The 22529-nt window shown below is 35.9% G+C and carries 18 protein-coding genes; 15 read left to right on the top strand and 3 right to left on the bottom strand.

Features of this window, described 5'->3' with window-relative positions; all coding sequences use genetic code 11:
* Positions 1-6: 6 nt before the first annotated feature.
* From LOK78_RS02315 to LOK78_RS02245, 15 genes are all read left to right on the top strand, one after another.
* Positions 7-1380 carry a sulfatase gene (locus LOK78_RS02315; protein WP_232633379.1) on the top strand — a complete coding sequence of 458 codons (1374 nt, stop codon included), beginning with the start codon at positions 7-9 and terminating at the stop codon, positions 1378-1380.
* Entirely contained in the window at positions 1320-2465 is a 1146-nt protein-coding gene (locus tag LOK78_RS02310; protein WP_232633378.1) for an endo-1,4-beta-xylanase, read from the top strand. Before LOK78_RS02315 ends, LOK78_RS02310 begins: the two co-directional genes overlap by 61 nt.
* 20 nt (positions 2466-2485) lie before the next feature.
* Positions 2486-4273: a T9SS type A sorting domain-containing protein gene (locus LOK78_RS02305; protein WP_232633377.1), complete on the top strand. Its 1788-nt coding sequence runs from the start codon at positions 2486-2488 to the stop codon at positions 4271-4273.
* Positions 4274-4285: 12 nt separating this feature from the next.
* Entirely contained in the window at positions 4286-5716 is a 1431-nt protein-coding gene (locus tag LOK78_RS02300) for a sulfatase (RefSeq protein WP_232633376.1), read from the top strand.
* A gap of 12 nt (positions 5717-5728) precedes the next feature.
* Complete coding sequence (locus LOK78_RS02295) at positions 5729-6571, top strand: alpha/beta hydrolase (RefSeq protein WP_232633375.1); 843 nt, start codon at positions 5729-5731, stop codon at positions 6569-6571.
* Between the two features lie 31 nt (positions 6572-6602).
* Positions 6603-8399: an alpha-L-fucosidase gene (locus tag LOK78_RS02290; RefSeq protein ID WP_232633374.1), complete on the top strand. Its 1797-nt coding sequence runs from the start codon at positions 6603-6605 to the stop codon at positions 8397-8399.
* Complete coding sequence (locus tag LOK78_RS02285; RefSeq protein ID WP_232633373.1) at positions 8392-9822, top strand: sulfatase-like hydrolase/transferase; 1431 nt, start codon at positions 8392-8394, stop codon at positions 9820-9822. The genes LOK78_RS02290 and LOK78_RS02285 overlap by 8 nt, the downstream gene beginning before the upstream one ends.
* Positions 9823-9861: 39 nt before the next feature.
* Positions 9862-11619 (top strand): endo-1,4-beta-xylanase, encoded by a 1758-nt coding sequence (locus LOK78_RS02280; protein ID WP_232633372.1) that lies wholly within the window; start codon positions 9862-9864, stop codon positions 11617-11619.
* Positions 11619-13304: a sulfatase family protein gene (locus LOK78_RS02275; RefSeq protein ID WP_232633371.1), complete on the top strand. Its 1686-nt coding sequence runs from the start codon at positions 11619-11621 to the stop codon at positions 13302-13304. The genes LOK78_RS02280 and LOK78_RS02275 overlap by 1 nt, the downstream gene beginning before the upstream one ends.
* A gap of 87 nt (positions 13305-13391) precedes the next feature.
* Entirely contained in the window at positions 13392-14864 is a 1473-nt protein-coding gene (locus tag LOK78_RS02270; protein ID WP_232633370.1) for a sulfatase, read from the top strand.
* 151 nt (positions 14865-15015) lie between these two features.
* Positions 15016-16740, top strand: coding sequence for a Calx-beta domain-containing protein (locus LOK78_RS02265; protein ID WP_232633369.1), 1725 nt, complete (start codon positions 15016-15018; stop codon positions 16738-16740).
* 48 nt (positions 16741-16788) lie between these two features.
* A complete protein-coding gene (locus LOK78_RS02260; RefSeq protein WP_166957942.1) occupies positions 16789-17136 on the top strand; it encodes a hypothetical protein in 348 nt (115 codons plus the stop codon).
* A gap of 26 nt (positions 17137-17162) precedes the next feature.
* Positions 17163-19028: a cellulase family glycosylhydrolase gene (locus LOK78_RS02255; RefSeq protein ID WP_232633368.1), complete on the top strand. Its 1866-nt coding sequence runs from the start codon at positions 17163-17165 to the stop codon at positions 19026-19028.
* A 15-nt stretch (positions 19029-19043) separates the two neighbouring features.
* Complete coding sequence (locus tag LOK78_RS02250) at positions 19044-20294, top strand: T9SS type A sorting domain-containing protein (protein WP_166957938.1); 1251 nt, start codon at positions 19044-19046, stop codon at positions 20292-20294.
* Positions 20295-20627: 333 nt separating this feature from the next.
* A complete protein-coding gene (locus LOK78_RS02245) occupies positions 20628-21269 on the top strand; it encodes a hypothetical protein (protein ID WP_232633367.1) in 642 nt (213 codons plus the stop codon).
* A gap of 37 nt (positions 21270-21306) precedes the next feature.
* Here LOK78_RS02245 and LOK78_RS02240 read toward each other — a convergent pair whose 3' ends face one another.
* From LOK78_RS02240 to LOK78_RS02230, 3 genes are all read right to left on the bottom strand, one after another.
* A complete protein-coding gene (locus tag LOK78_RS02240; protein ID WP_232633366.1) occupies positions 21307-21684 on the bottom strand; it encodes a hypothetical protein in 378 nt (125 codons plus the stop codon).
* Positions 21685-21740: 56 nt separating this feature from the next.
* Positions 21741-22013: a hypothetical protein gene (locus LOK78_RS02235; protein WP_232633365.1), complete on the bottom strand. Its 273-nt coding sequence runs from the start codon at positions 22011-22013 to the stop codon at positions 21741-21743.
* A 224-nt stretch (positions 22014-22237) separates the two neighbouring features.
* Positions 22238-22522: a GNAT family N-acetyltransferase gene (locus tag LOK78_RS02230; protein WP_232633364.1), complete on the bottom strand. Its 285-nt coding sequence runs from the start codon at positions 22520-22522 to the stop codon at positions 22238-22240.
* Between the last annotated feature and the right edge of the window lie 7 nt (positions 22523-22529).

Raw genomic sequence — 22529 nt, 5'->3', positions numbered from 1 at the left:
ATGGGAATGACTACACTGGCACAAAAGAATCCGAATATCCTTATAATTCATACAGATGATCTAGGTTATCATGATTTGGGTATGACGGGATCGGTTTTATATAATACTCCAAATATTGACCAATTGGGTAATGAAAGTGTCAATTTCACAAACGCTTATAGTAGTTATCCACGATGTACCCCGTCTAGATATGGGATGATGACTGGAACCTATCCCGTTAATGAAAATAAAGGAAATTTGGGAGGTATTCCAGAAGAGAAGAACTTTATAAAACAATTTGTAAAAGCTGGTTACAATACCTCTTATGTAGGTAAGTGGCATTTAGGAGAAGGAAAAAGTAGCCCAGAAAATTTTGGATTCAATCATACCTATGCGGCTGGAAGATCGGGTGGCTTAGGTTCAAGATTTTACCCGTTTAACAAGCAAAAAAATGGAAAGTCAGCTAAAGAACCAGTTGAAGATTTAGAACAGGATGGTAAGGAAGGTGATTATGCTTCAGATATGTTGACAGATGCCACCATAAACTTTATCAAAAACAACCCAAAGGACCAGCCCTTTTTGGCGGTTTTAGCATACTATGCAGTGCATACCCCAATAGAAGCTAAGACAGAAGACGAAGCCAGAAACAAAGAGCAACTTAAATCAATTGATTTTGGTGACACTCCAGAATATATCAAGGAAGGAGAAGGAAGACGAAAAATGCGGCAAGACGATCCAGCTTATGCTGGAATGGTTGAAAATGTTGATGAAAATGTGGGGCGCTTATTGAAACTTCTAAAAGATTTAAAAATTGAAGACAATACTATTATTGTGTTTTCATCAGATCATGGAGGTCTATCCAATGATGGCAATAAAGGTCAAAGACATCTAGCAACTACAAATAATCCGTTACGTGCAGGAAAAGGCCATCTATATGAAGGAGGAATTAGAGTGCCGCTCTTAGTGAAATGGAAAAATGAATTGAAGCCTCATACCGATAATAAATCCATTGTTTTAGGTATGGATGTGTTTCCAACCTTAACGGATTTGGCTTTGAATAAAAAAATAAATGGAATTGACGGTGAAAGTTATGCTTCGGTTTTACAAGAAAAAACTTCTTGGAACGATAGAACTGTTTATTGGATTTCAAAAAAAGCCAGACCACATAGTACTGGAGATAGTAAAGCAATTGTTGTTCGGTCTGGTGATTATAAGTTAATTCAATTTCTAGAAACTAAAGAATTGGAGCTCTATAATCTAAAAACTGATATTTCTGAATCTGAGAACCTCGTTAAAAGGGAACCTGCCAAAACACAACAAATGCTTCAATTATTAAAAGATTGGAAAAAAGAAATGTTGGTTCCAGAAAGATTGGATGTCGGGAAAAAGAAGAAAGATTGATTATGGTGAAAAGGCTATTTAAATTAGGGATTCTTTTTGGTTTATTTCTTTCAAACCAAGTTGTAAGTCGAGCTCAAAATAACATGCAAGAATCAAGTTTACTTGTTGGGGCTACCCTAAACTATACCGAATTGAATACAATTAAAGAAGAACTCTTTTTAAAGGATTTCACCTATTTAACACCCGCCAATTCAGCTAAACAGACCAGAATTCATCCAAAACCCGGAGTTTGGAATTGGCAGGAAATTGAATACTTTATCACCTTTGCCAAGAAACACCAATTAGTTCTAAGATTGCATGGTCCTATTAGTCCGCAAGCTTCTAAATGGGTAAAAGAGGATCATCGTACTCCTGCTGAGTTGAGTCTGATTTTAGAAGAATTTGCTACAGCTTTTGCAAAAAGATTTGATAAGGAACCTACAGTCAAATACATGGACGTGGTTAATGAAACTATCCTTGCCGATGGTAGTTGGTTCGGGCCAAAACCAGGTACCGATAGTTGGGAAAATCCATGGTTAAGAATAGGTTTAGATGAAAATGGCTTTCCACTTTATATTTTAAAGGCCTTTGAGATTGCCACCAACTATGCTCCAAATATTGAGTTGGTATATAACCAAAATGTGGGGATGGAGATTCCCATGTGGAACCGTGTTAAAGAAACGGTTTTATATCTCAGATCAAAGGGGTATCGGGTGGATGGAATTGGGTGGCAGGCTCATATTAACATGGGAGCCAAAAGAAAGGATTTTGTGGATAATCTGGATGAGACCATGAAAAAACTGGAAAATCTTATCGACTGGGCCCATCAAAATGACCTTGCTTTTCATGTTACCGAATTAGACTATCTAGTAAAAGATAAATCAAAACTTAAAGAAGAACGTGACATTCAAAAGAAAATTTATGAAAGGATAGTCCAAGTGCTTATTGATAAAAGCAAACAAGGTGAGGTGACTTTGAATTTGTGGGATGTAGCTACACGTGTGAAGAAAGGTACGGGAGAATTCCAATCTGTCTATGATGAGGATTTTAAACCAACTCCTGCTTATTATAGTGTTCAGCAAGCCATTAAAGCAGGTCGAAAATAATTTAATGTCTAATTCCAGCTATGATAAAACCATTTTTTTCACTTTGTCTTATAGTTGCAGTCGGTTTTTCCAATGGAATAGAGGCTCAGGTGGTAACAAGTCTGGAAACAGAAGTTAGAGACGTAAGTGAGCTTCATATAGGATTCAATAGAAGATCTGATAATGGAACCTGGTGGACAGATAATTCCTTTTTGGACCTTGTTGAGGACATGAATCCCGATGTAGTTAGATATCCCGCTGGTACACAAGCCAATTATTGGGATTGGAGTACAGGTCAATTTATTCCCAATACCGATAAGGTATGGGGGAACAAAGAAATTGTCACCATTTCAACGTTTTTAAATGCACTTCCAACAAGGACTAAAGCCATCTATGTACTTAATATGGCAAGACCCACACCTGTAACGGGTGTCGATGTAAATGCCAGTGAGCAGATACTAAAAAGTGACACGACTTTAGCTTTGAAAATTGAAGATATGCTTAATGCTTTAAGTGAATTTGAAGCCAATGGGAAATTGCCTTTTGCTGTTGAGTTGGGAAACGAATATTACTTTGGAAATATTGAAAGTGGCATTTATCAAATAGTTCAGGAAAATGGACAGTTTTATTCTGGGTGGGATTTTGAAACAAATACGCCCTTTGAATCCGCAACCAAAGCAGATGCAACGGAAATTTCAGCTTTATTTTATTTGGAACATTGTAAGGCTATTGTAACTGCCATCAAGACAGAATATCCAGAGATGAAAATAGCCTTGACAACTACCAAAGGTGGAACCCCTGCGAGGGATAGATGGAATAATACAATTTTCAATAACCTTGAAAATAATATTGAATTTATGACCTTGGCTGCAGAAATTGATGCAGTAACCCAACATCATTATTTAAATGCTAATTATGGGGTTCAAGATGAGGTGACCAATGTAGCAAGTGCCAAAGTAGCCATTGCAGAAGGTATACAATACCCCATTGATAAACAATCAGATTATAATCTAGTGCCAGATAATTATAAGATTTGGTATACAGAATACGGAGAGGTTAAAGAAATAGCTGAAGAAACATGGGCTTCGGCAGTTCGTTATGCAGCATTGATTTACAGTTGGTTGAATTTGGGTGAAAAAGTAGAGCAGCTATATTGGCATTATATTTCAGATAATAATGTGGTTAACGCTGCCTCACCCATGAAGTTGGCTCCAGTAGGAATGGCCCAAAAACTAATTGCTGATGCCACGGTGGACATGGACGAGATGCAAAAAATTAATTTTGAAACCAATCCTATATCCGTAAATGGTATTGAATCATTGTTTGGCTTAAAATTTAAAAATGCTGAAAAAGAAACCCTTCTAATTATCAATATCAATAATATCGATTTTGATGAAGTTGATTTAGACAATCTCCTAACCTACTCTGGGGTGCGTAATTTAACCCAATATCAATCCTTACAACCTTACATTTCGGGTGTGGCAGATGGGGATTCAAATATTTTGACTAGTACTTCTACGGTAGGAGCTTCATTTATGGCAGGTCAGTTTTCTATTTCTTTAATTGAAGTTCAAAATACTTTAGGAGTAAAAGAGTCCTTGATATCCGAGTTGTCTGTTTATCCAAATCCAGTAAACGACCAGTTGAATTTGAAATGCCCAAACCCAATTAAGTCCTTGCATATTTACGACATGACCGGGGCAAAAATTTATTCCAATGATCATTTTTTTGAAGACACGGTAAATGTATCCCAACTATTAAAGGGCATGTATGTTTTAAAAGTTGAAACTGAAAATGGAGTACAATTTTTAAAAATTATAAAGAAATAGGAAATAGGAGGTATGAACGGTTATAGGTTTTTAATTTTTATAGGGATTATAGGTTTGGTGTTGAATTCATGCAATTCTACTACAACTGTCGCAGAGGAGGAAACACAAGTTCTGGACAAAAAACCGAACATACTCATTATCCATGTGGATGATTTGGGGTTTCATGATTTAAGCTGCAATGGAAGCCAAATATACCAAACTCCCAATATAGATAAATTGGCTTCAGAGTCAGTTGTATTGAATAACGCTTATGCCAATTACCCGCGTTGTGTCCCATCTAGATATGCCATGATGACTGGAGATTACCCTATTCAAAATGGGGATGTTCCAGATGATGGATTTAAAATGGACCATGTTCCAGAAAATAAAAATTTTGTAAAGAACATTAAAAAAGCAGGATACCAAACAGCTTATTTTGGAAAATGGCATTTGGGAGATGAGATGAGCTTAAAAGAATTTGGTTATGAATTTAGTTTTGCCGCTGGTCATGCAGGTTCTCCCATCAGTTTTTTATATCCGTTCAACCAACAAAAGTGGGGCAATGGTAAATCAAAGAAAACGCCAATTCCAGATGTAGATGAAGTAAGTAAAGATGGAGACTATTTGATGGATGTTATGACAGAAAATGTCATGTCATACATTAAAACTAGAGACAAAAACAAACCTTTTATGGCCATGTTCTCTTTTTATGCAGTCCATCAACCCCTAGAAGCAAAGGAAAAAGATATTGAAAGGAATCAGGAAGAAATCCGAAATTTTGATTTTGGAAATCAACCTGAATATATCAAAGAAGGAACAGGGCGCACCAAAATGCGTCAAGATCATCCTAAGTATGCGGCCATGGTAGAAACCATGGATGAAAATGTGGGTAAGTTATTGCAACTGCTTATAGATTTGCAAATTGAAGACAACACCATCGTTGTTTTTTCCTCAGATCATGGAGGACTTTCCAATGACGGAATCAAAGAAAGAGATTTGGCTACTACAAATTTTCCGCTCCGGGCTGGAAAAGGTTGGTTATATGAAGGCGGAATTAAAGTGCCTCTTTTTGTAAAGTGGAAGGGCCAATTTGCTGCTAGGACAGATGAAGAATCTCTTGTGGTGCTCATGGATGTTTTTCCAACCTTGTTGGATATTACAACTAAAAAATCACTAGAGACTGAAGGAAAGAGTTTTCTGCCCATTCTTCATAATAAAGAAAAGTGGAGTAATAGAACGGTCTTTTGGCACTCTTCAAAAGCAAGACCTGTAAATACTGGAGACACAAAATCTTCTGCCATTAGAATGGGAAATTACAAATTAATTAATTGGTATGAAGAAGGAAGAACAGAATTGTACAACATAGTTGAAGATCCATCAGAGTCTCACAATCTTTCTGAAGAAATGCCTGAACTCGCAAATAGTTTATTAACTGCATTAAATAATTGGAAAGCCAAGTTTTAATAACCATATGTTATGAGAGCATTTTTACTAATTTGGCTAAATATTTTGGGTTACACAATTCAGGGGCAGTCTTCCATTCCTGAGATACAACCCGAAACCATTCAATACAAATTGGTAGATACAGTTAAACTCTATTTACATATTTATAAACCTCAAAATTTCAATAAAAATAAAGCATACAACAGCATTGTATTTTTTCATGGGGGAGGTTGGAATACGGGAAACTATAAAGCCTTTAAAAGACAGTCTAGTTATTTAGCATCAAGAGGAATGGTTGCCATTTCGGTAGATTATAGAATTAAAACAGTACATGGTACAACACCGTTTGATGCTGTTGAAGACGCCAAATCAGCCATTAGATATATTAGAAAACATGCCAAAGAGTTATGTATAAACCCTAATAAGATAGCCGCTGGTGGTGGATCGGCAGGCGGTCATTTGGCAGCAGCATGTGGTAACATAGAAGGCTTGGAAGGACCTAAAGAGGATTTAAGTATTAGTTCAAAACCTAATGCTTTAGTTCTGTTTAATCCTGTATACGATAACAGTAAAAAGGGATTTGGGTATAACAGAATGAATGGCAGGTATTTAGAAATATCTCCCTTGCACAATATTACCAAAGGAGCTCCTCCAACCATTATCTTTTTTGGAACTAAAGACAAGACTACACCATTGGAATCATCTAAACTATATGAAAAGAAGATGAAAGCCATCGGTAGTAGGTGTGATTTATTTTTATACGAAGGTGCAACACATTCATTCTTCAACAAAGGAAATTATTTTATAGATACCTTGAGGAAAACAGATCTTTTTTTAAAATCGTTGGGATATCTTGATGGTGAGCCAACCATTTAATTGGATTAAGAAAATAAAACCTAAAAAATTTATGATGAAAAATCTAACACTAGTCTTAATCATTCTTTGTGGAGGATTCTCATTTGCTCAAAAGAAAATGTCCTACAAGGCAAAATGGCAATTTGAACCAAAAGATACATCCATGAAAGTGAACTTGGATCAACAAAAAGAGTTACTTGCCACCGAAGAGGATATGAAGTGGTTTAAAGATGCCAAATTAGGAATCTTCGTGCATTGGGGTCCAGCTCTTTTAGCAACTGACGTTTTGAGTTGGGGGCGATTTGGAGAAAGGCCAGGTGCAGGAAAACCGGCTTTAAAAGGTGTAAAACCTGAGGTGTATGATACCTTATACAAACAATTCAACCCAGTAAATTTTGATGCCGATAAATGGATGCAGCAAGTAAAGGAATTTGGTGCCAGCTATTTGGTATTTACAGCCAAACATCATGACGGGTTCTGTTTTTTTGACGCTAAGAATACCGACTTCGATATTATGAATACACCATATGATAGGGATATCTGTAAACAATTAGCTGATGCAGCTCATAAGACAGGTATTAAATTGTTTTGGTATTACTCACAACCTGATTGGCATCACCCCGATTGTTTAAGAGAGAATCACTATGAAAATTACCTTCCTTATATGAAAGAACATATCAATACGTTATTCACTGATTATGGTCGAATTGACGGTGTGTTTTGGGATCATTTGGCAACTAAGTACTGGCAATGGGACTCCTATCATGTTCTAAAACAAATGAAAAAAAAACAACCGGGACTGTTGTCTAATTCTCGTGTTGGTTTTGGGTGGCCTGATGATAACTTAAGAGGGGATTATGATAATCCGGAACAAAGCCTAGGTCCTGTCAATCATCCCAGATATTGGGAGGCGAACTTAACCATGACAGATAAATGGCTATATCATAAAAACGGTCCGATAAAACCTGCTGAAACCATCATTGGAATGCTAATTCAAGTTATAGGTAATGGCGGTAATTTACTTCTTAATTTTGGCCCGAATGGAAAAGGTGAATTTGTTAAAGAAGAAGCAGAGGAAGGTTATAGAGTAGGAGCCTTTTTAAAAAAATATGGTCATACCCTTTACAACACACGAAGAGGATTTTTAATGGGAGGCGACTGGGGAGCCTCAACACAAAAAGACAATATATTATACCTTCATTTTATAGAAAAAGTATCTGATGACAATCAGGCTATTTTTGAGTTGCCCAAGTTGCCTACTGAAATAGTTGCTGCTGTAGGAATCACTGATGGTTTTGAAGGCTATGAAATTAAAGACGATAGGCTTATCGTTAAATTTGATAAAAACAAGTATAACAATCATCTAAATAATATTGTAGCGCTTGAGTTAAAAGAAAATCCTAAACACTTTGAGAGAATTGAAACCTGGAAAGCAAAACCAGTTAGCAAATTGGAGTTTGAGGTATCTTCATCTTCCTATATTAAAGAAAAAAATACCCCTGAAGTTATTTATGAAACCAAAGGCAATGTGTTTAGTGAAGGGATTCACCTGAAATCATGGTGGGAACCTGAAAAAAATGATAAAACTCCTTGGTTACAATTAGATTTTAAAACCCCTAAAAATATAAAGACCATATTGTTAAGTGAAAACATGCGTTCGCATTCACTAAGAAAATTCAGCATTGAGACTAAAGACATTTATGGTTATTGGAAAAAAGTAGTTACGGGACAAACTATTGGCGAGGGGTTACGTGTCAAGATGAATGGAGCTCCTATCACAGCGATTCGATTTAATGTTCTAGAAAGTGTTTATACAACTCAAATAACCGCATTCAATGTTTATGAATAAATTTTTAATTCTCCTTTTTTGCCTAATACTTTACATTGGGCAAGCTCAGAACAAGACTGTAAATAAGCCTAACATCTTATTTATTTTAGCAGATGACCTAGGTATTAACGCCTTAAACTGTTATGGTAACCATCTTGTGGAATCTCCAAATATTGATAAGTTGTTTTCCGAAGGGATGCATTTTACTAATGGTTATTCTAACGATCCAACTTGCGCGCCCTCCAGAGCTTCAATTATGTCTGGCCAGTACGTTCCGAGACATCAAGTGTATCGGGTTGCAGACCGGTTTAAAAAAGATGAAAAAACACTAAATGGAATGAAATATCTCCCTCCAGACAACTACCACTTAGAAGGTTCTGGGGTGGGTCTAACCTTAAATAAGATCACAATAGCTGAAGCTTTAAAAGCTAATGGCTACATGACATCCGCTTATGGGAAATGGCATTTGGGTCATAACGAACTTCAAATTCAAAATCAAGGTTTTGATGAAGGTTTTGAAATCACTGGACATTATAACTTTAAAACCTATCCTAAACAAAACAACATAGACGCGTCTTTATATTCAGCCGATTATATAACTGAAAAAACTATTGATTTTATAAAAAAAGCCAAAGCTTCTAAAAATCCTTTCTTTGCATATGTTCCCTACTATTTGGTTCACAAACCTCTAGAACCTAAAAAAAAGTACCTTGACCATTTTAAAAATAAACTCCAAGGAAATGATTCGGTAGGCCCTGACGAAATTAAAGTTTTAGCCATGATAAAGAGCTTAGATGATAGTGTAGGTCAGTTATTATCTAAACTAAATGAATTAGGATTGGAAGATGATACAATTGTTATATTTACTAGTGACAATGGTCATTACAAAACCGAAAGCAATATCTTTAATCAGCCATATAAAGGCGTGAAAGGAGAAACTTTTGAAGGAGGTATACGCGTTCCGTATATTTTCAAATGGCCAAACCACATTGCTTTTAATACTTTAAGCAAAGAGCCAATAATCCATATAGACCTTTACCCAACTATCCTAGGTTTAACTAACTCTCAAAAACCAGAAAACTATCAATTGGATGGTGAAGATTTATCCCCTATCCTATTAGGATCTCTAAACAAGACAAAAAGGAAGGCCTTAATTTGGGAATATACCAATTATGCTGGGTATAATCCTAAAACTCGTGAATTCAGGAGCCAATGGGTGAATGTAATTCAAATGGATGGGTATAAGTTAACAGAAGTGGTTGAGAATCATTCTTATTATATGTATCATTTAACAACGGACCCATATGAAACTAAGGATGTCTATCAAGATTTTCCTGAATTGTCCAAAAAACTAAAGATACAATTAGAACAATGGAAAAACGAAACGAGCTATCAAGATCCAAGACCAAATCCAAATTATAAATTAAGTCCAAAAAAGGATTGAGAGATTTAAACGCCAATTAGGAGAAAAAATTTATTGAACATGAAAAATTTTAAAAGAGGAAAGCAATTTCTTATCCTGTTTTTTTTGATGACCGGATTTGTAAAAGCTCAGACTATAATAAATGGTCACAATATCATTGATGCATCAAAAATGAGGTTTTTAACCAGTGACAAGGATAGCGGGAAGATAACGATGAACCAAGTGGATGATGAGCAAATTTTTACGGTTACAACCAGTGATCAACCTCAATTTATCTATCAACTAGCCAATAAAATACCAACGAAGCATACCGATTTCAGTAAGGGCCAGGTATTCTTGCTTTCATTTCAGGCCAAAACAGTTTTTTCTTCGCTTGAAACGGGGGAGGCAAAAATGCTTTGGCTCTTTAGACAATCAGAATCTTATCAAGATAATCTCACGAGCACTCTGAGTATCTCTTCAGATTGGCAGGAATATTTTATTCCATTTCAGGCGACAAGGGATATATCAAAAGATGATTTTAGATTGGTTCTTCAATATGGGTTCAAACCTCAAGAATTTTTAATTAAGGATATTAAATTTCAAGTTTATCCAGAAGGAACAGAGGTAACCTCTTTACCCAAAACTAAAATTTCTTATGCCGGGATGGAAGCCGATGCCGAATGGCGCCAAAAAGCCAATGAGCGCATTGAGATGCTGAGAAAAGGCAAGTTCACGGTTCAATTACTTAAGGATGGTCAACCGGCTGCCCACCAAAATATCAGTATTAAATTGGTTAAACATGCATTTCCATTTGGTGCAGCCATGGATGCACAAGACATAGTTGAAGGAAACCTTAAATATGAAAACTTCAAAAAGGCGTTTCATTACACGGTTTTGGCAAACGATTTAAAAATCAAAGCTTGGAATCGAGAGAATAAAAGAAAAGTAACCTTAGAAGCTTTGGATGTTTTGGAGAAAGATGATATTGATGTCAAGGGACATGTTTTAATTTGGCCCGGGTTTCAATATTTGACTCCCGAGGTTAGACAAAACAGAGACAATCCTGAAAAGGTTTCTGAGATTGTGGAAACCCACGTCAATAATCTGCTTGAAGTTACCAAAGGCCGCATTTTTAAGTGGGATGTCGTGAATGAGGCTTATACCAATAAAGACTTACAGAAAATCACAGGTTCTGAACAAATTCTGTATGATGGTTTTAAAGCAGCTAAAAAGCATCAACCTCTAGCTTTAAGGTACACCAACGAATATGGGATCATAAGCAAAGGGGGAATTGATACCAAAAAGCAACAATGGTATTACGATTTTATCAAACGGATTGATGCCAACACTGGCGGATTGGTTCAAGGTATCGGAATTCAATGTCATATAGGAAGTGATTTAACGCCTCCAGAAAGGGTTTTGGAACTATTGAATTATTACGCATCTCTTGGGAAACAAATCGGAGTGTCTGAATTCACCATGGATGTTCAGGATCCCGAAATCAGAGAGCAGTACACAAGAGATTTTATGATTGCAGCTTTTAGCCACCCTTATGTGAGTGAGTTTCTATTTTGGGGTTGTACAGATGATGACAGGGATAAAGTAGATATCTATACAGAAGATGGGCAAATAGGAGTTATGGGGAAGGCTTTTTTCTCCTTGGTTCATGAGGAATGGAAAACCAATGTTTATGGTGAAACCAATGAAAATGGGGAAGTATCTGGGAGAGGGTTTTTTGGAACCTATGAATATTCTTTTGTACAAGATGGAAAAGTAATCAAAGGAACTTTTGATTTATTGCCACGTAAAAATTCAACATTCAAAATCAATATATAGTGAGACTAGGAAGTATTTTTTTGATGGTCCTTCTTTTGTTTACTTGTGAAAATCTTGATACAAAAAAGGGTCAAAATTCGGTACAAGAAGGCAAACAAAGACCAAATATTGTTTGGATAACCTGTGAGGATATCAGTCCTACCTTGTCATTTTATGGAGATTCAACGGCACAAACACCAAACTTAGACCGATTGGCAAAAGAAAGTTTGATTTTTGACAACGCCTTTGCTCCAGTAGGGGTGTGTGCTCCAAGCAGATCGAGTATTATTACGGGTATGTACCCAACCAGTATTGGGACCATGCATATGAGAACTGGAATGGATGTTCAAGGTTGGGGAAAGCGTGAATATAAATCTGCTGAAGCATATCAAACGAATGATCTTGAAGGTCATCCTATAAGACAATATGCTGCCGTGATTCCGCCAGATGTTAAATGTTTTACAGAATATTTGAGAGAATTGGGGTATTTCTGTACAAACAATCCAAAAACGGATTATCAATTTGCGGCACCAGTTACGGCTTGGGATGAAAATGGACCCAAAGCCCATTTTAAAAACAGATCCAAAAATCAACCATTCTTTGCTGTTTTTAATATAAATGAAACCCATGAAAGTCAATTATGGAAACATGAAGATATGCCCTTAACGGTAAATGCAGATAGTGTTCCTGTTCCACCTTATTTGCCAGATAACAAGGCTACAAGGGAAACAGTGGCAAGAAATTACAGCAATATAGAGATTATGGACGCTAAGGTTGGTAAGATTATTAAGGAATTGAAAGATGCCAACCTTTATGACAATACCATTATTTTTTTCTACAGTGATCATGGCGGGCCGCTACCACGTCAAAAACGTGAAATTTACGATTCAGGATTAAAGGTTCCTTTTATGGTAAAGAATCTTAATGGTGCGGTAGGTAGAACTGACCAACTGATTTCGTTTGTGGATTTGGCGCCTACCATGTTAAGCCTTATTGGCGAAAAACCAAAGCCTTATATGGAGGGACATGCTTTTATGGGTGATTACAAGTCAAAAGAAAGAGATTTTGTATTCGGCAGTTCTGACCGATTTGATGAATTTTCAGACCGTATTAGGGCGATAAGGAATAAACGGTTTCTTTACTTAAGAAATGATTTTCCAGAGCTAACGAAATACAAAGATGTTGGGTACAGAAAACAAATCCCAATGATGCCAGTTTTTCTAGGGCTTCAAGAACAAGGTAAGTTAGATTCCATCGAACAAATGTGGTTTGAAACCAAAAAAATTGAGGAATTATATGATGTGGAAAAGGACCCTCATAACCTCAATAATTTGGCATTGGATTCTACCTACACAGAAGATCTAATCAAAATGAGACATGCTTTGGAGGAATTTCAAAAGGATAGACCAGATTTAGGCACCATGCCAGAGAGTGAATTGATTGCCGCCATGTGGCCCCAATTTGAACAGCCTATAACCAAGCCCGTTAAATTGAATTATGAAAATGGAGAAGTTTCCTTAGACTGTGATACACAAGGAGCATCCGTAGCCTACTATATTTCAGAAAATCCTGATGAGAAATTAGATTTTGATAGTGGCTGGAAGTTGTATTCTAAACCAATTGATGTAAAACAAGGATTTTACATTTATACAATGTCACAAAGAATCGGATACAAAGAAAGTGATATCAAAAGGTATAAATTATAGATAAGAGTTTTTCTTGTTTAATATTGATTTTAGAAAAGGAAGGTTTGAAGACATTCATCATTTTAATCATAGTAGAAAACTATTAACATGCGTAGAAAGATAATTGGACTGGCATCGTTGTCGTTGGTTTTGATTTTCATGAGTTTTAAAGGGGACTTATTTCAACCAGCAAATTTGAAACCTAATGTGCTTTTGTTGTATATGGACGACTTGCGTCCAGAATGGGCTGCCTATGGACAACCCATTGTAATTGCACCTAACATGGATAATTTAGCTGCCAATGGTATAAAGTTCAATAACGCTTATTGTAATGTGCCAGTCTGTGGTGCCTCAAGAGCCAGTATGTTAACAGGATTATTGCCAACCAAGAATCGGTTTCTGAATTATAATACATTTGTGGAAGAAGAAACACCTGATGCCGTTACTTTGCCTCAATTGTTTCGGATGAATGGTTATACTACTATTTCCAATGGAAAAATTTATCATCATCTCGATGATAGGGAAGAGGACTGGGATGAAATATGGCGGCCATATGCTTTTGATGAGAACGACTTGGGATTATCTCCAACTGATTATTGGCAATCGCTTTGGAAAGATTATCAATTGCCAGAAAACATTGAGGAATACCGATTGACAAATACAGGACCAGCTTTTGAAAGTGCAGCAGTCCATGATTCCATTTATATAGATGGTTTGATGACGGAAAAGGTTATACGAGATCTGAAGAAATTAAAGAATTCGAAGACTCCATTTTTTTTGACAGCAGGCTTTATTAGTCCGCATTTACCATTTAATGCTCCTAAAAAATATTGGGATTTATATCCAAGGGATAGTGTTAAGCAACCTTACAATAATTTTGTACCCAAGAATGCACCGAGCATATCCATAAGCAAATGGCCTGAAATGAGAGCTTATTCTGGGATTCCAAAAGAAGGTCAAGTGAGCGATTCGTTGGCAGTTGATCTTATACATGGTTATTATGCAACGGTAAGTTATGTTGATACCTTGATTGGGAAAATTTTAAAGGAATTACGAGAACAAAATCTTGATGACAACACCTTGGTTGTTTTGGTTTCAGATCACGGTTATAATTTGCAAGAGCATACCCAATGGGCCAAATTTACCAACTACCGCACATCTACCAAAGTTCCACTGATTATTTACAATCCATTTTCAAAAAATAATGGAACATCATCCAATGCACTTGTAGAGCTTGTAGATATTTATCCGACCTTGGCAGAATTGTGTGAACTTCAAATGCCAAAAGATAAGTTAGATGGTAAGAGTCTGGTCCCTATTCTAGAGAATCCAAACTTACCAGGGAAGGATTATATTTTGATTAAAAAAGGCAATGGCTTTACATTGCAAACTCCAAATTATAGCTATACCGAATACATTAATCTCCAAGATGGGTCTTTAATAGATAGTATGCTTTACGACCTTAATTTGGATCCCGATGAAAATGAAAATGTGGTGGGTAAACTTGCCTATCAGGATATCGTAAAGCAACTTCATTCCGTTTTGCATACGCAATATAGAATGAATATCGAGGGGTATTAGTTTTTTAATAGGAACCCTAATTTATTGCTCTTTATTCAAATTTACACTGTAAAAATTACAGTTATCACAATTTTCGAACCCTATCTGACAATTATTAAACCTTGATTTTTATAAATTTTAGGAATTTTATCATGCAAAATTAACACAAACTATGAAAAGCAAGCTTTTAACAACACTATTGATAATTACGAGTATTCTGTTTGCCTGTGAGGATGATGAGTCCAACTATGGGGGAACAGCAAACGTTAATTTTTCATTAGAAGAATTGGTTGAAATTGAAAATGCTACGGCCGCCTTATCTATAAATGTTGGTATGGACAATGTGTACCATGGAGGTGGTTCTTATACCATTGATATAACAGGCGCTCAATATGGCGTAGATTATGAAACGAGTGCCAACGCTTCCAATTTCACAATGGAGGTGCCTGCAGGTGGATTGTTATCGACATTTTCCATAAAACCTATTGACGATGATGTCATTGGGGAGGATAAATATTTGACCGTAACCATAAGTGAAGCTTCTGGTAGTTTACAGGTAGGAGAACAAAATGTTTTAACCTTCAGGATAATAGAAAATGATGACCCAAACATAGCTCTTGTGAATTTTGAGAGTGTTTCTCAAGAAATGGATGAGAATGATACCTTACCGACTACTGTTAATTTATCATTTGACCAAGCAACCACAGATGGAGGTGCAATTACCATAGAAGCTACAGGAGATGCGGTTTATGGTACAGATTATACGATTGAAGGACAATCGTCAAATACCTTCACTTTAACCGTGCCAGGAGGTGCAACTTCCGCAAACTTCAATATACTTTCAATTGATAATGATGAATTTGAAGCAGATAAGAATATTGTCTTTGCTATTTCAGAAGTAGATGGCGGACTAACTATTGGGGCCACTTCACAAACTGTAGTGACCATTATAAATGATGACGCAAGCCCCAATCCGGTGATGGATTTTACTACGTCATCAATGTCTGTTAACGAAGGGGATGGTACAGTAGCAGTGTTGTTTGATATATCAGGAACTACTACAGCTGATGCTACTGTTGAAATCAGTTTTTCGGGAGATGCTACTCTAGGTTCAGATTTTACGGTAGATGGAGGTTCTACAAATCCGTATGTGCTAATGATTCCAGCTGGTTCTAGTTCTGCCACTTTGAATTTAGAAATACTAGATGATTCAGATTTAGAAGAGGCCGAGGATATTGTCTTAACTATTACTTCAGTTACGGGAGGTTTATTACCAGGGGTAAATGTTCAGGAAATGACCATGACGATAGAGGATAATGACTTCGCATCCTTTAATTTTCTTCAAACGTTTGAAGATGCCACCGTTTCACAACTAGAAGAGGTAGGTTTTGAAGCATTTTCTCTACCTACTCAAGACTTACCTGATACTAAAAAATTTAAATACAATATTAACGCTGGGAAGTATGCCGATGTGGATGATGTCACTCAAACATCGGATGGTGGCTTGGTCCTTTTTTATAGTAATGCTCAGAATGGAAATGGTGTTATTGATAACGTGGTGATTTCTCCTCTAATGGAAGTTTCTGGAGACGTGACCGTATCTCTTGATTTAACTTATAATCAAGCGCCACAATTTAATAATGCAGTGGTTACCTTTTACTATTCTACATCTTACACGGGTTCTGGAGTCTGGAATGAAGGTGATTGGATTGAAATAGATGTAGAAACTGCTATGGATATGGAGTCTGAGGGATATGCTATCAGTAATTACAAAAGAAAGGAAATGAATATTTCACCTGAGTCTAATTTTTATGTCTCAGTTAGGGTTTTCCAAACGATTGATGATACTTATTGGAAAACACAATGGAGGTTAGACAACTTGAAGGTTTTTAATTAATAACACAACAAACTAATATTATCAACAACTGATTTAAATTTAATAGAAATGAAAAAAATAATAACAACTTTTATTTTAATTCTGGGACTCACAATTACTGGATTTTCGCAATCTGATAACATGAAGGAAAAGGCCATGGAAAAAGTCAATGAATTGAATGAACAAATAGTTGAAGGGGATAAATCTTTGGCTTTGTCAAAAGAACAAAAAGATCAGGTTTATGAATTACACTTGGCTCGTTTACAAGAGTTAAAAATAGAGCGAAAAGCAGGGGGAGATCAGGATAAAATGAAAGCTATAAACAAAAAGTATTTTAAGCAAATCTTTAATGACGTTCTGACTAAAGACCAAAAAAAGGCAAGGAAAAAAGGTAAGGACCAAATGTCTGAAGACTAATAAGTCATTTAAAAAGGAAAAGACTAGTGAAAAATTTGATTGCCATTGTTTACTTTTTAAGTCCTTTTATAGGATTTGCTCAAGCCACACCATTTCAAATGGTAGAAAGGATGGGGCGAGGAATTAACCTTGGGAATACCCTAAGTGCTCCATATGAGGGGAACTGGGCAGACCCTGTTGAAGAAAGTTATTTTGAAAACGTGGCAATCGCTGGATTTGAAACGGTAAGAATTCCCATTAGGTTTGATACCCAAACCACGCCATTTGATGAGGTGACCTATGAAGACGGTGGAGGGAATTATATTGGGAGTCCGGACGATTATTTGGTTAACGAATCTTATTTAGATCGAATAGAGGAAGTAACTGATTGGGCTCTCAACCATGGATTGGTGGCCATTATTGATGTTCACGGCGACCATTGGTTTTGGGAAAGCTATGATGAAGAAAGTGATTATTACCGTATAGGAAATGACCGATTGGCAGCAGAGGATCGCTTTAGAGCCATCTGGAGAGATATTTCTGAAAGGTTTCAGAACAAATCAGAAGATCTGCTATTTGAGATTATGAATGAAGCTTATTTCAGTATGAATGCTGATGAAGTTAATTTTATAAATCAGGAAATTTTAGATATCATTCGATTAACCAATCCTACTCGAAATGTCATTGTAAATGGGGGCGGTGTCAACTCATGGGAAGCGCCTTTGCAGTTGCCTACTGATTTTTTGGCTAGTGATGACTATTTGATACCAACCTTCCATTATTATAAACCGTTTGCATTTACGAGTTCTTCCAAAGAGAATTGGAATGATTTTGATTGGGGAACAGAAGCCGATATGGCTAATATAGATAACCACTTTGATCAGGTAATGAATTGGGCTGCTACCAATAATGTGCCTGTGTTTCTTGGCGAGTTTGGAGCCGATAATGTCGAAGGCTACAATTATTACAATGGTACTTACAGTCCTTATGGCGGACCCGATAACGCCTCTAGAGTTTTATATCATGAATATGTAGCAGAGGCAGCTATTAGCAGAGGGTTCAGTTTTACTGCCTGGGATGCAGGTGAAAAGGCCAATAAATCCATTTATTTAGTGAGTTCACAAACCTGGGTAGAAGATGTAAAAGAGGCTTTGCTAGGAGAAAATTCTGAAGCTTGCGAAACTTCAGGGATTATTACCAATGCTGATGTTGAATGTGGATATGATACGGGGTGGGATCTTTTTGTTCAAGGAGTGTCTGAAGCCACTAATGAAAATGCCACTTCAGCTAATTCCTATTACGGATTGACCATGCAAGTAGATGTGGCTTCTGCCTCAGGCGCTTGGAATTCTGTTATGTTAAGGAATTTGGAAGTTGATGCCTCCACTTATGGGGATACCACATTACGATTTTCATGTTTTGCTAAAGGATCTGTTGAGGATCAAGCTTTCAGAATACGATTGAAGGTTGTTGAAGGAACAGGTACTAGTTATCTGTTTGGTTCGATAAATACCTTGTCCTCAACTTTTGAATATTTTGAAAGTGATTTTGAAATTCCTTCAGCTGTTACGGCCTTACAATTGCAAGTTTTGTGTGGAAGGGACCAAGGGACCTATTACTTTGATGATTTTTCAATGACAGATTTGTCTTCTCTATCGGTGGCAGAATTGCAAATGACAGATGAATATAAAATTTATCCGAACCCCACCTCCTCAAACTATGTGCATATTTCTGGAAAGCATCTAGAGCATGTTGAAAACATGGATTTGGTTTCGGTAACTGGGCAAGTATTTCCTTTGTCCTTCAACGGGAATTTGGTAACACTACCAAATGTAAACCGAGGGCTTTACTTTATAAGAATGCGTACAAAGCAGGGGGATACGCAAATTAAAAAACTAATTATTAACCAATAATCTAATACTAATATTATGAAAAAAATTACTTTATTATTTACAATGTTGTTTGTTGCTATGGTTTCACAGGCTCAATCAATAGTTTACGATTTCAACACCGATGGTGATAATGAAGGTTGGGCAAATTCTGGAGCTCCAGGTTGGGATGTTTCAGGAGGTATCTATACACTTCAAGGCGATGGCGGAGGTGATTTCCCTGGAGGATATGCAGGTATGAATCAAAATTCTGATTTTAGCCCAGAATTATCTTCTTCTGAATACATGACGGTTAGGATTATTGCTGAGAATTTAATCATGGTTGATGGAGCTCAACATACAACGTTCCAATTAGGTAATCTTCCAACAGGAAGTACTAGTTGGGGTTCAGCTGGGAAACAGGATTTTGAAATTCCTTACGGATCTGGATTTAATGAGTATGTCATAACTATTCCATCAAGTCCAAATGCCAGTGGTGATATTTCTCGTCTGGGTCTAAGAATTAAATCAGGTCCAACTATTTCTGGAAGCCTAAAAATTGATGAGATTGAAATAGTGGCGGAGAATACGGAGCCTGGAACAGAAGTAGCTTTTGAATTTAACTCAGATGGTGATTCTGAAGGATGGGAAGAAAACAGCTCAACTATTTCTGTGGCAGGTGGAAATATGACCATAACTCCAAATGTTGGGGAAAACGGAAAGGTTATTTATCCTGGAACCATAGATGCAGATTCTTATCATTGGATGCACATGGTATATAAAAATGAATCTTCTCTTAATAACCAGTTTAGAGTGCAATGGCAGAGCCCCGTTGATGATTATAGTTCATATAAAGGAAAATCCTACGACATGGCTACATCTATGGGTAATTTTGCAACATTCTCCGTTGATCTTTCCCAAGAGCTGAATGGAGGTGTTGCTTATTGGTTAGGGATGACACAAAATATTCAAGTTATTATTAGAGATACAAATAATGGTAATGCTTCATCTCCTGGAGATTTTGTAATCGACAGGATCGTATTTAGCTCTGGTGGTACTTTAAATGTTGAAGAAAATTCAGTGTTACAGGCACAAATATTTCCTAACCCAGTAAGTCATGGGGTTATCAATATCTCTGGTGTAGTTGTGGATAAAGTGACTTTATTTGATGTTACAGGAAAAAAAGTATTACAGTCAAACCAGTTGATTGATGGACGGTTAGATGTTTCATCTGTGAAAACAGGAATCTACTTATTGGCTATAGAGGATATCTACGGGCAAAGATTAGTGAAAAGAATCGTTGTAAAATAACTGTCATATAAAGAAAGCTCCATGGAGTCTTTTCGAATTTGTTTTAGTCAATTTATTAATAGCAATTGCTTGATAACTTAGGGTAGCAAATTCTATTTAGATTAGAATCTTTATAGATAAGTTATAAGCAAATAAAGAGCTCCAAGAAATTGGGGCTTTTTTTATTTCTATAAGTTTCAAGAAAGTAGTCTTTTTTCCTCCTTTGTAAGTCCTCGTTTGCTCCCCTTCCCCATTCCTAAAGATTATATTTAAATTAAAACCGTATTTAAAAATAGATGCTTTCTTCTATTTTTTTTAGGTTGCGATTCACACGGGAATCTTTATTATTGTATTATGAATTTACTCAGAAACATTTTTTTATTGTTTAGCATTTTTCTGTTCTGTTCCTGTCCTAACGATGATTCTAACTTAAAGGAAGATTTTCCTTTGATTAAAAGCAATTACAAAGCATTGTTTTGTATTATCTTATTATTGTTTTCACTTAGTTGCAAGAATGATAGAAAATTTGATAATGGAGTGCGGGATGCTATCAGTGAGAAGGACTCAATTTACAAAGAACTTTTTCTAAAGGTTTATCTGAAGGATACATTAGTTCTTAATAGAGAATATGAAGGAATAATAGAATTATTCCACCCCTTACATGATAGTATAAAACTCATTAATAGTGAAGAGAAATTTACTATTACTTATTTAAAAATTTTTAATCCGAATCAAGATTATCATAAAATAGAAAGGTTTGAGTGTGATTCATTATTTGATGGGACCAATAGGTTAAATGACACCTTAAAAATTCCTTTTTCAGTAACCCCAAGAAAACAAGGAGAACAATATGTGGGTATGATTTTGGATGAGGAGATTTATTTAGATGCTTACCAATATAATGATTCTACAGCTTCAAGAGTATTGCTCAATGAGTACAGGATAAGGGAAAATATATTTGTGACACAAGGGGATGAGGATAATATCTCAAATTAGGTTATAAGGAAATATTAATTTTTATGAGAAACATTTTTTATTCTATATGGTTTAAAACACTATAAGTTTTCCCTTCTAAAAAATAATTGTCGATGATTAATTTCACCATAATTTTTTCTGATTTTTTGTTGCCGTAGTATTTACGATAATAATTATAATTAAACGTATTATCATCAATCGGAATAGATTCCAATGCATCTGAATTTAGATTTTTATAATAATAGGCCGAATGCACGTGTCCCTTAATCAAACCAGTAGCTGAATAAAAATCGTCTGTTAAATAACCGCATTTTCCAATACTTCTTGACACAACGATTATTGTGTCCCTTTCTTTGATTTTTATGTCATCTTGACCAAATCCAATTGATGTAATAAGGAAAAAAGCAAATAAAAATAAGGACTTAATTTCTATCATATTTTTTAATCTAAAAACAAATTTCTTCTCTAAACACAGGTTTACCGAAATTAACTTTAATTAGGTAATAGTCCTATCTGTTTTAAAATAATAAATTCTCCAGCAATAATGACGAAACAAAGGAATAGGAAGAGCTTTAATTTTGTTTCTGATGCTTTATCCCGCCAAAACTCTCCATCAAAAAATGAGAGTAGGTCAGGTTTAAATGAATACCAAACAGACTCGTTAAAGGAGTCCTTCTCTTTAAAGAACAACCTAAATAGTTTGGCAAAAAGAAATATATCCAAAATAATAAATCCAGCTATGGTAAGGATGAGTAGTATAATCATTTGGTTTTAGTAAGGGAATTTTAAAATAAAATTGATTGCTTAAAACATAGGTCTAGTTACAATCATTAATGTTACAGATTACATTTGCATTTATACTCATTATAAAATAAAATGTAAGATGGGTATAGTTTTTATAAGCTGAAAATTTGTGTACTATCAAGACCGCAAAAATGGACGAAGCTCCAAGAAATTGGAACTTTTTATCTTTTTTAGAGGAATTTTCCCTAGAATCTCACATCTGCAATGGACTTGTTTTTGTCAAATTCAGCTTTGGCAAAGGGACAAAGTGGTAAGATTTTTACGTTCTGTTTTCGAGCCATTTCGACTGCCTCCAAAACCATTTTTTTTCCAAAACCTTTTCCAGAAAATCCCGGTTCGATACCTGTATGGTCAATAATGAATTTGTTAGAACCTGCCCACGTATAGGTCATTTCTCCAGCAAAAACACCATCTTCATAAATCACAAACCTTCCTTTGCTACCTGTTTCCTCTCTTTCAATGGTTACCATATAATTT

The sequence above is a fragment of the Mangrovimonas futianensis genome (assembly GCF_021245805.1).
GTDB lineage: Bacteria > Bacteroidota > Bacteroidia > Flavobacteriales > Flavobacteriaceae > Mangrovimonas > Mangrovimonas futianensis.
The sequence above is the reverse complement of the archived record's forward strand: the minus strand, read 5'-3'. Positions and strand labels throughout refer to the sequence as shown.

Bases quoted from the DNA above. Each gene is read 5' to 3' on its own strand.
- LOK78_RS02315 (WP_232633379.1), top strand. From the start codon at position 7: ATGACTACACTGGCACAAAAGAATCCGAATATCCTTATAATTCATACA.
- LOK78_RS02305 (WP_232633377.1), top strand. From the start codon at position 2,486: ATGATAAAACCATTTTTTTCACTTTGTCTTATAGTTGCAGTCGGTTTT.
- LOK78_RS02300 (WP_232633376.1), top strand. From the start codon at position 4,286: ATGAACGGTTATAGGTTTTTAATTTTTATAGGGATTATAGGTTTGGTG.
- LOK78_RS02295 (WP_232633375.1), top strand. From the start codon at position 5,729: ATGAGAGCATTTTTACTAATTTGGCTAAATATTTTGGGTTACACAATT.
- LOK78_RS02290 (WP_232633374.1), top strand. From the start codon at position 6,603: ATGATGAAAAATCTAACACTAGTCTTAATCATTCTTTGTGGAGGATTC.
- LOK78_RS02285 (WP_232633373.1), top strand. From the start codon at position 8,392: ATGAATAAATTTTTAATTCTCCTTTTTTGCCTAATACTTTACATTGGG.
- LOK78_RS02280 (WP_232633372.1), top strand. From the start codon at position 9,862: ATGAAAAATTTTAAAAGAGGAAAGCAATTTCTTATCCTGTTTTTTTTG.
- LOK78_RS02270 (WP_232633370.1), top strand. From the start codon at position 13,392: ATGCGTAGAAAGATAATTGGACTGGCATCGTTGTCGTTGGTTTTGATT.
- LOK78_RS02265 (WP_232633369.1), top strand. From the start codon at position 15,016: ATGAAAAGCAAGCTTTTAACAACACTATTGATAATTACGAGTATTCTG.
- LOK78_RS02260 (WP_166957942.1), top strand. From the start codon at position 16,789: ATGAAAAAAATAATAACAACTTTTATTTTAATTCTGGGACTCACAATT.
- LOK78_RS02250 (WP_166957938.1), top strand. From the start codon at position 19,044: ATGAAAAAAATTACTTTATTATTTACAATGTTGTTTGTTGCTATGGTT.
- LOK78_RS02245 (WP_232633367.1), top strand. From the start codon at position 20,628: ATGAATTTACTCAGAAACATTTTTTTATTGTTTAGCATTTTTCTGTTC.
- LOK78_RS02240 (WP_232633366.1), bottom strand. From the start codon at position 21,684: ATGATAGAAATTAAGTCCTTATTTTTATTTGCTTTTTTCCTTATTACA.
- LOK78_RS02235 (WP_232633365.1), bottom strand. From the start codon at position 22,013: ATGATTATACTACTCATCCTTACCATAGCTGGATTTATTATTTTGGAT.
- LOK78_RS02230 (WP_232633364.1), bottom strand. From the start codon at position 22,522: ATGGTAACCATTGAAAGAGAGGAAACAGGTAGCAAAGGAAGGTTTGTG.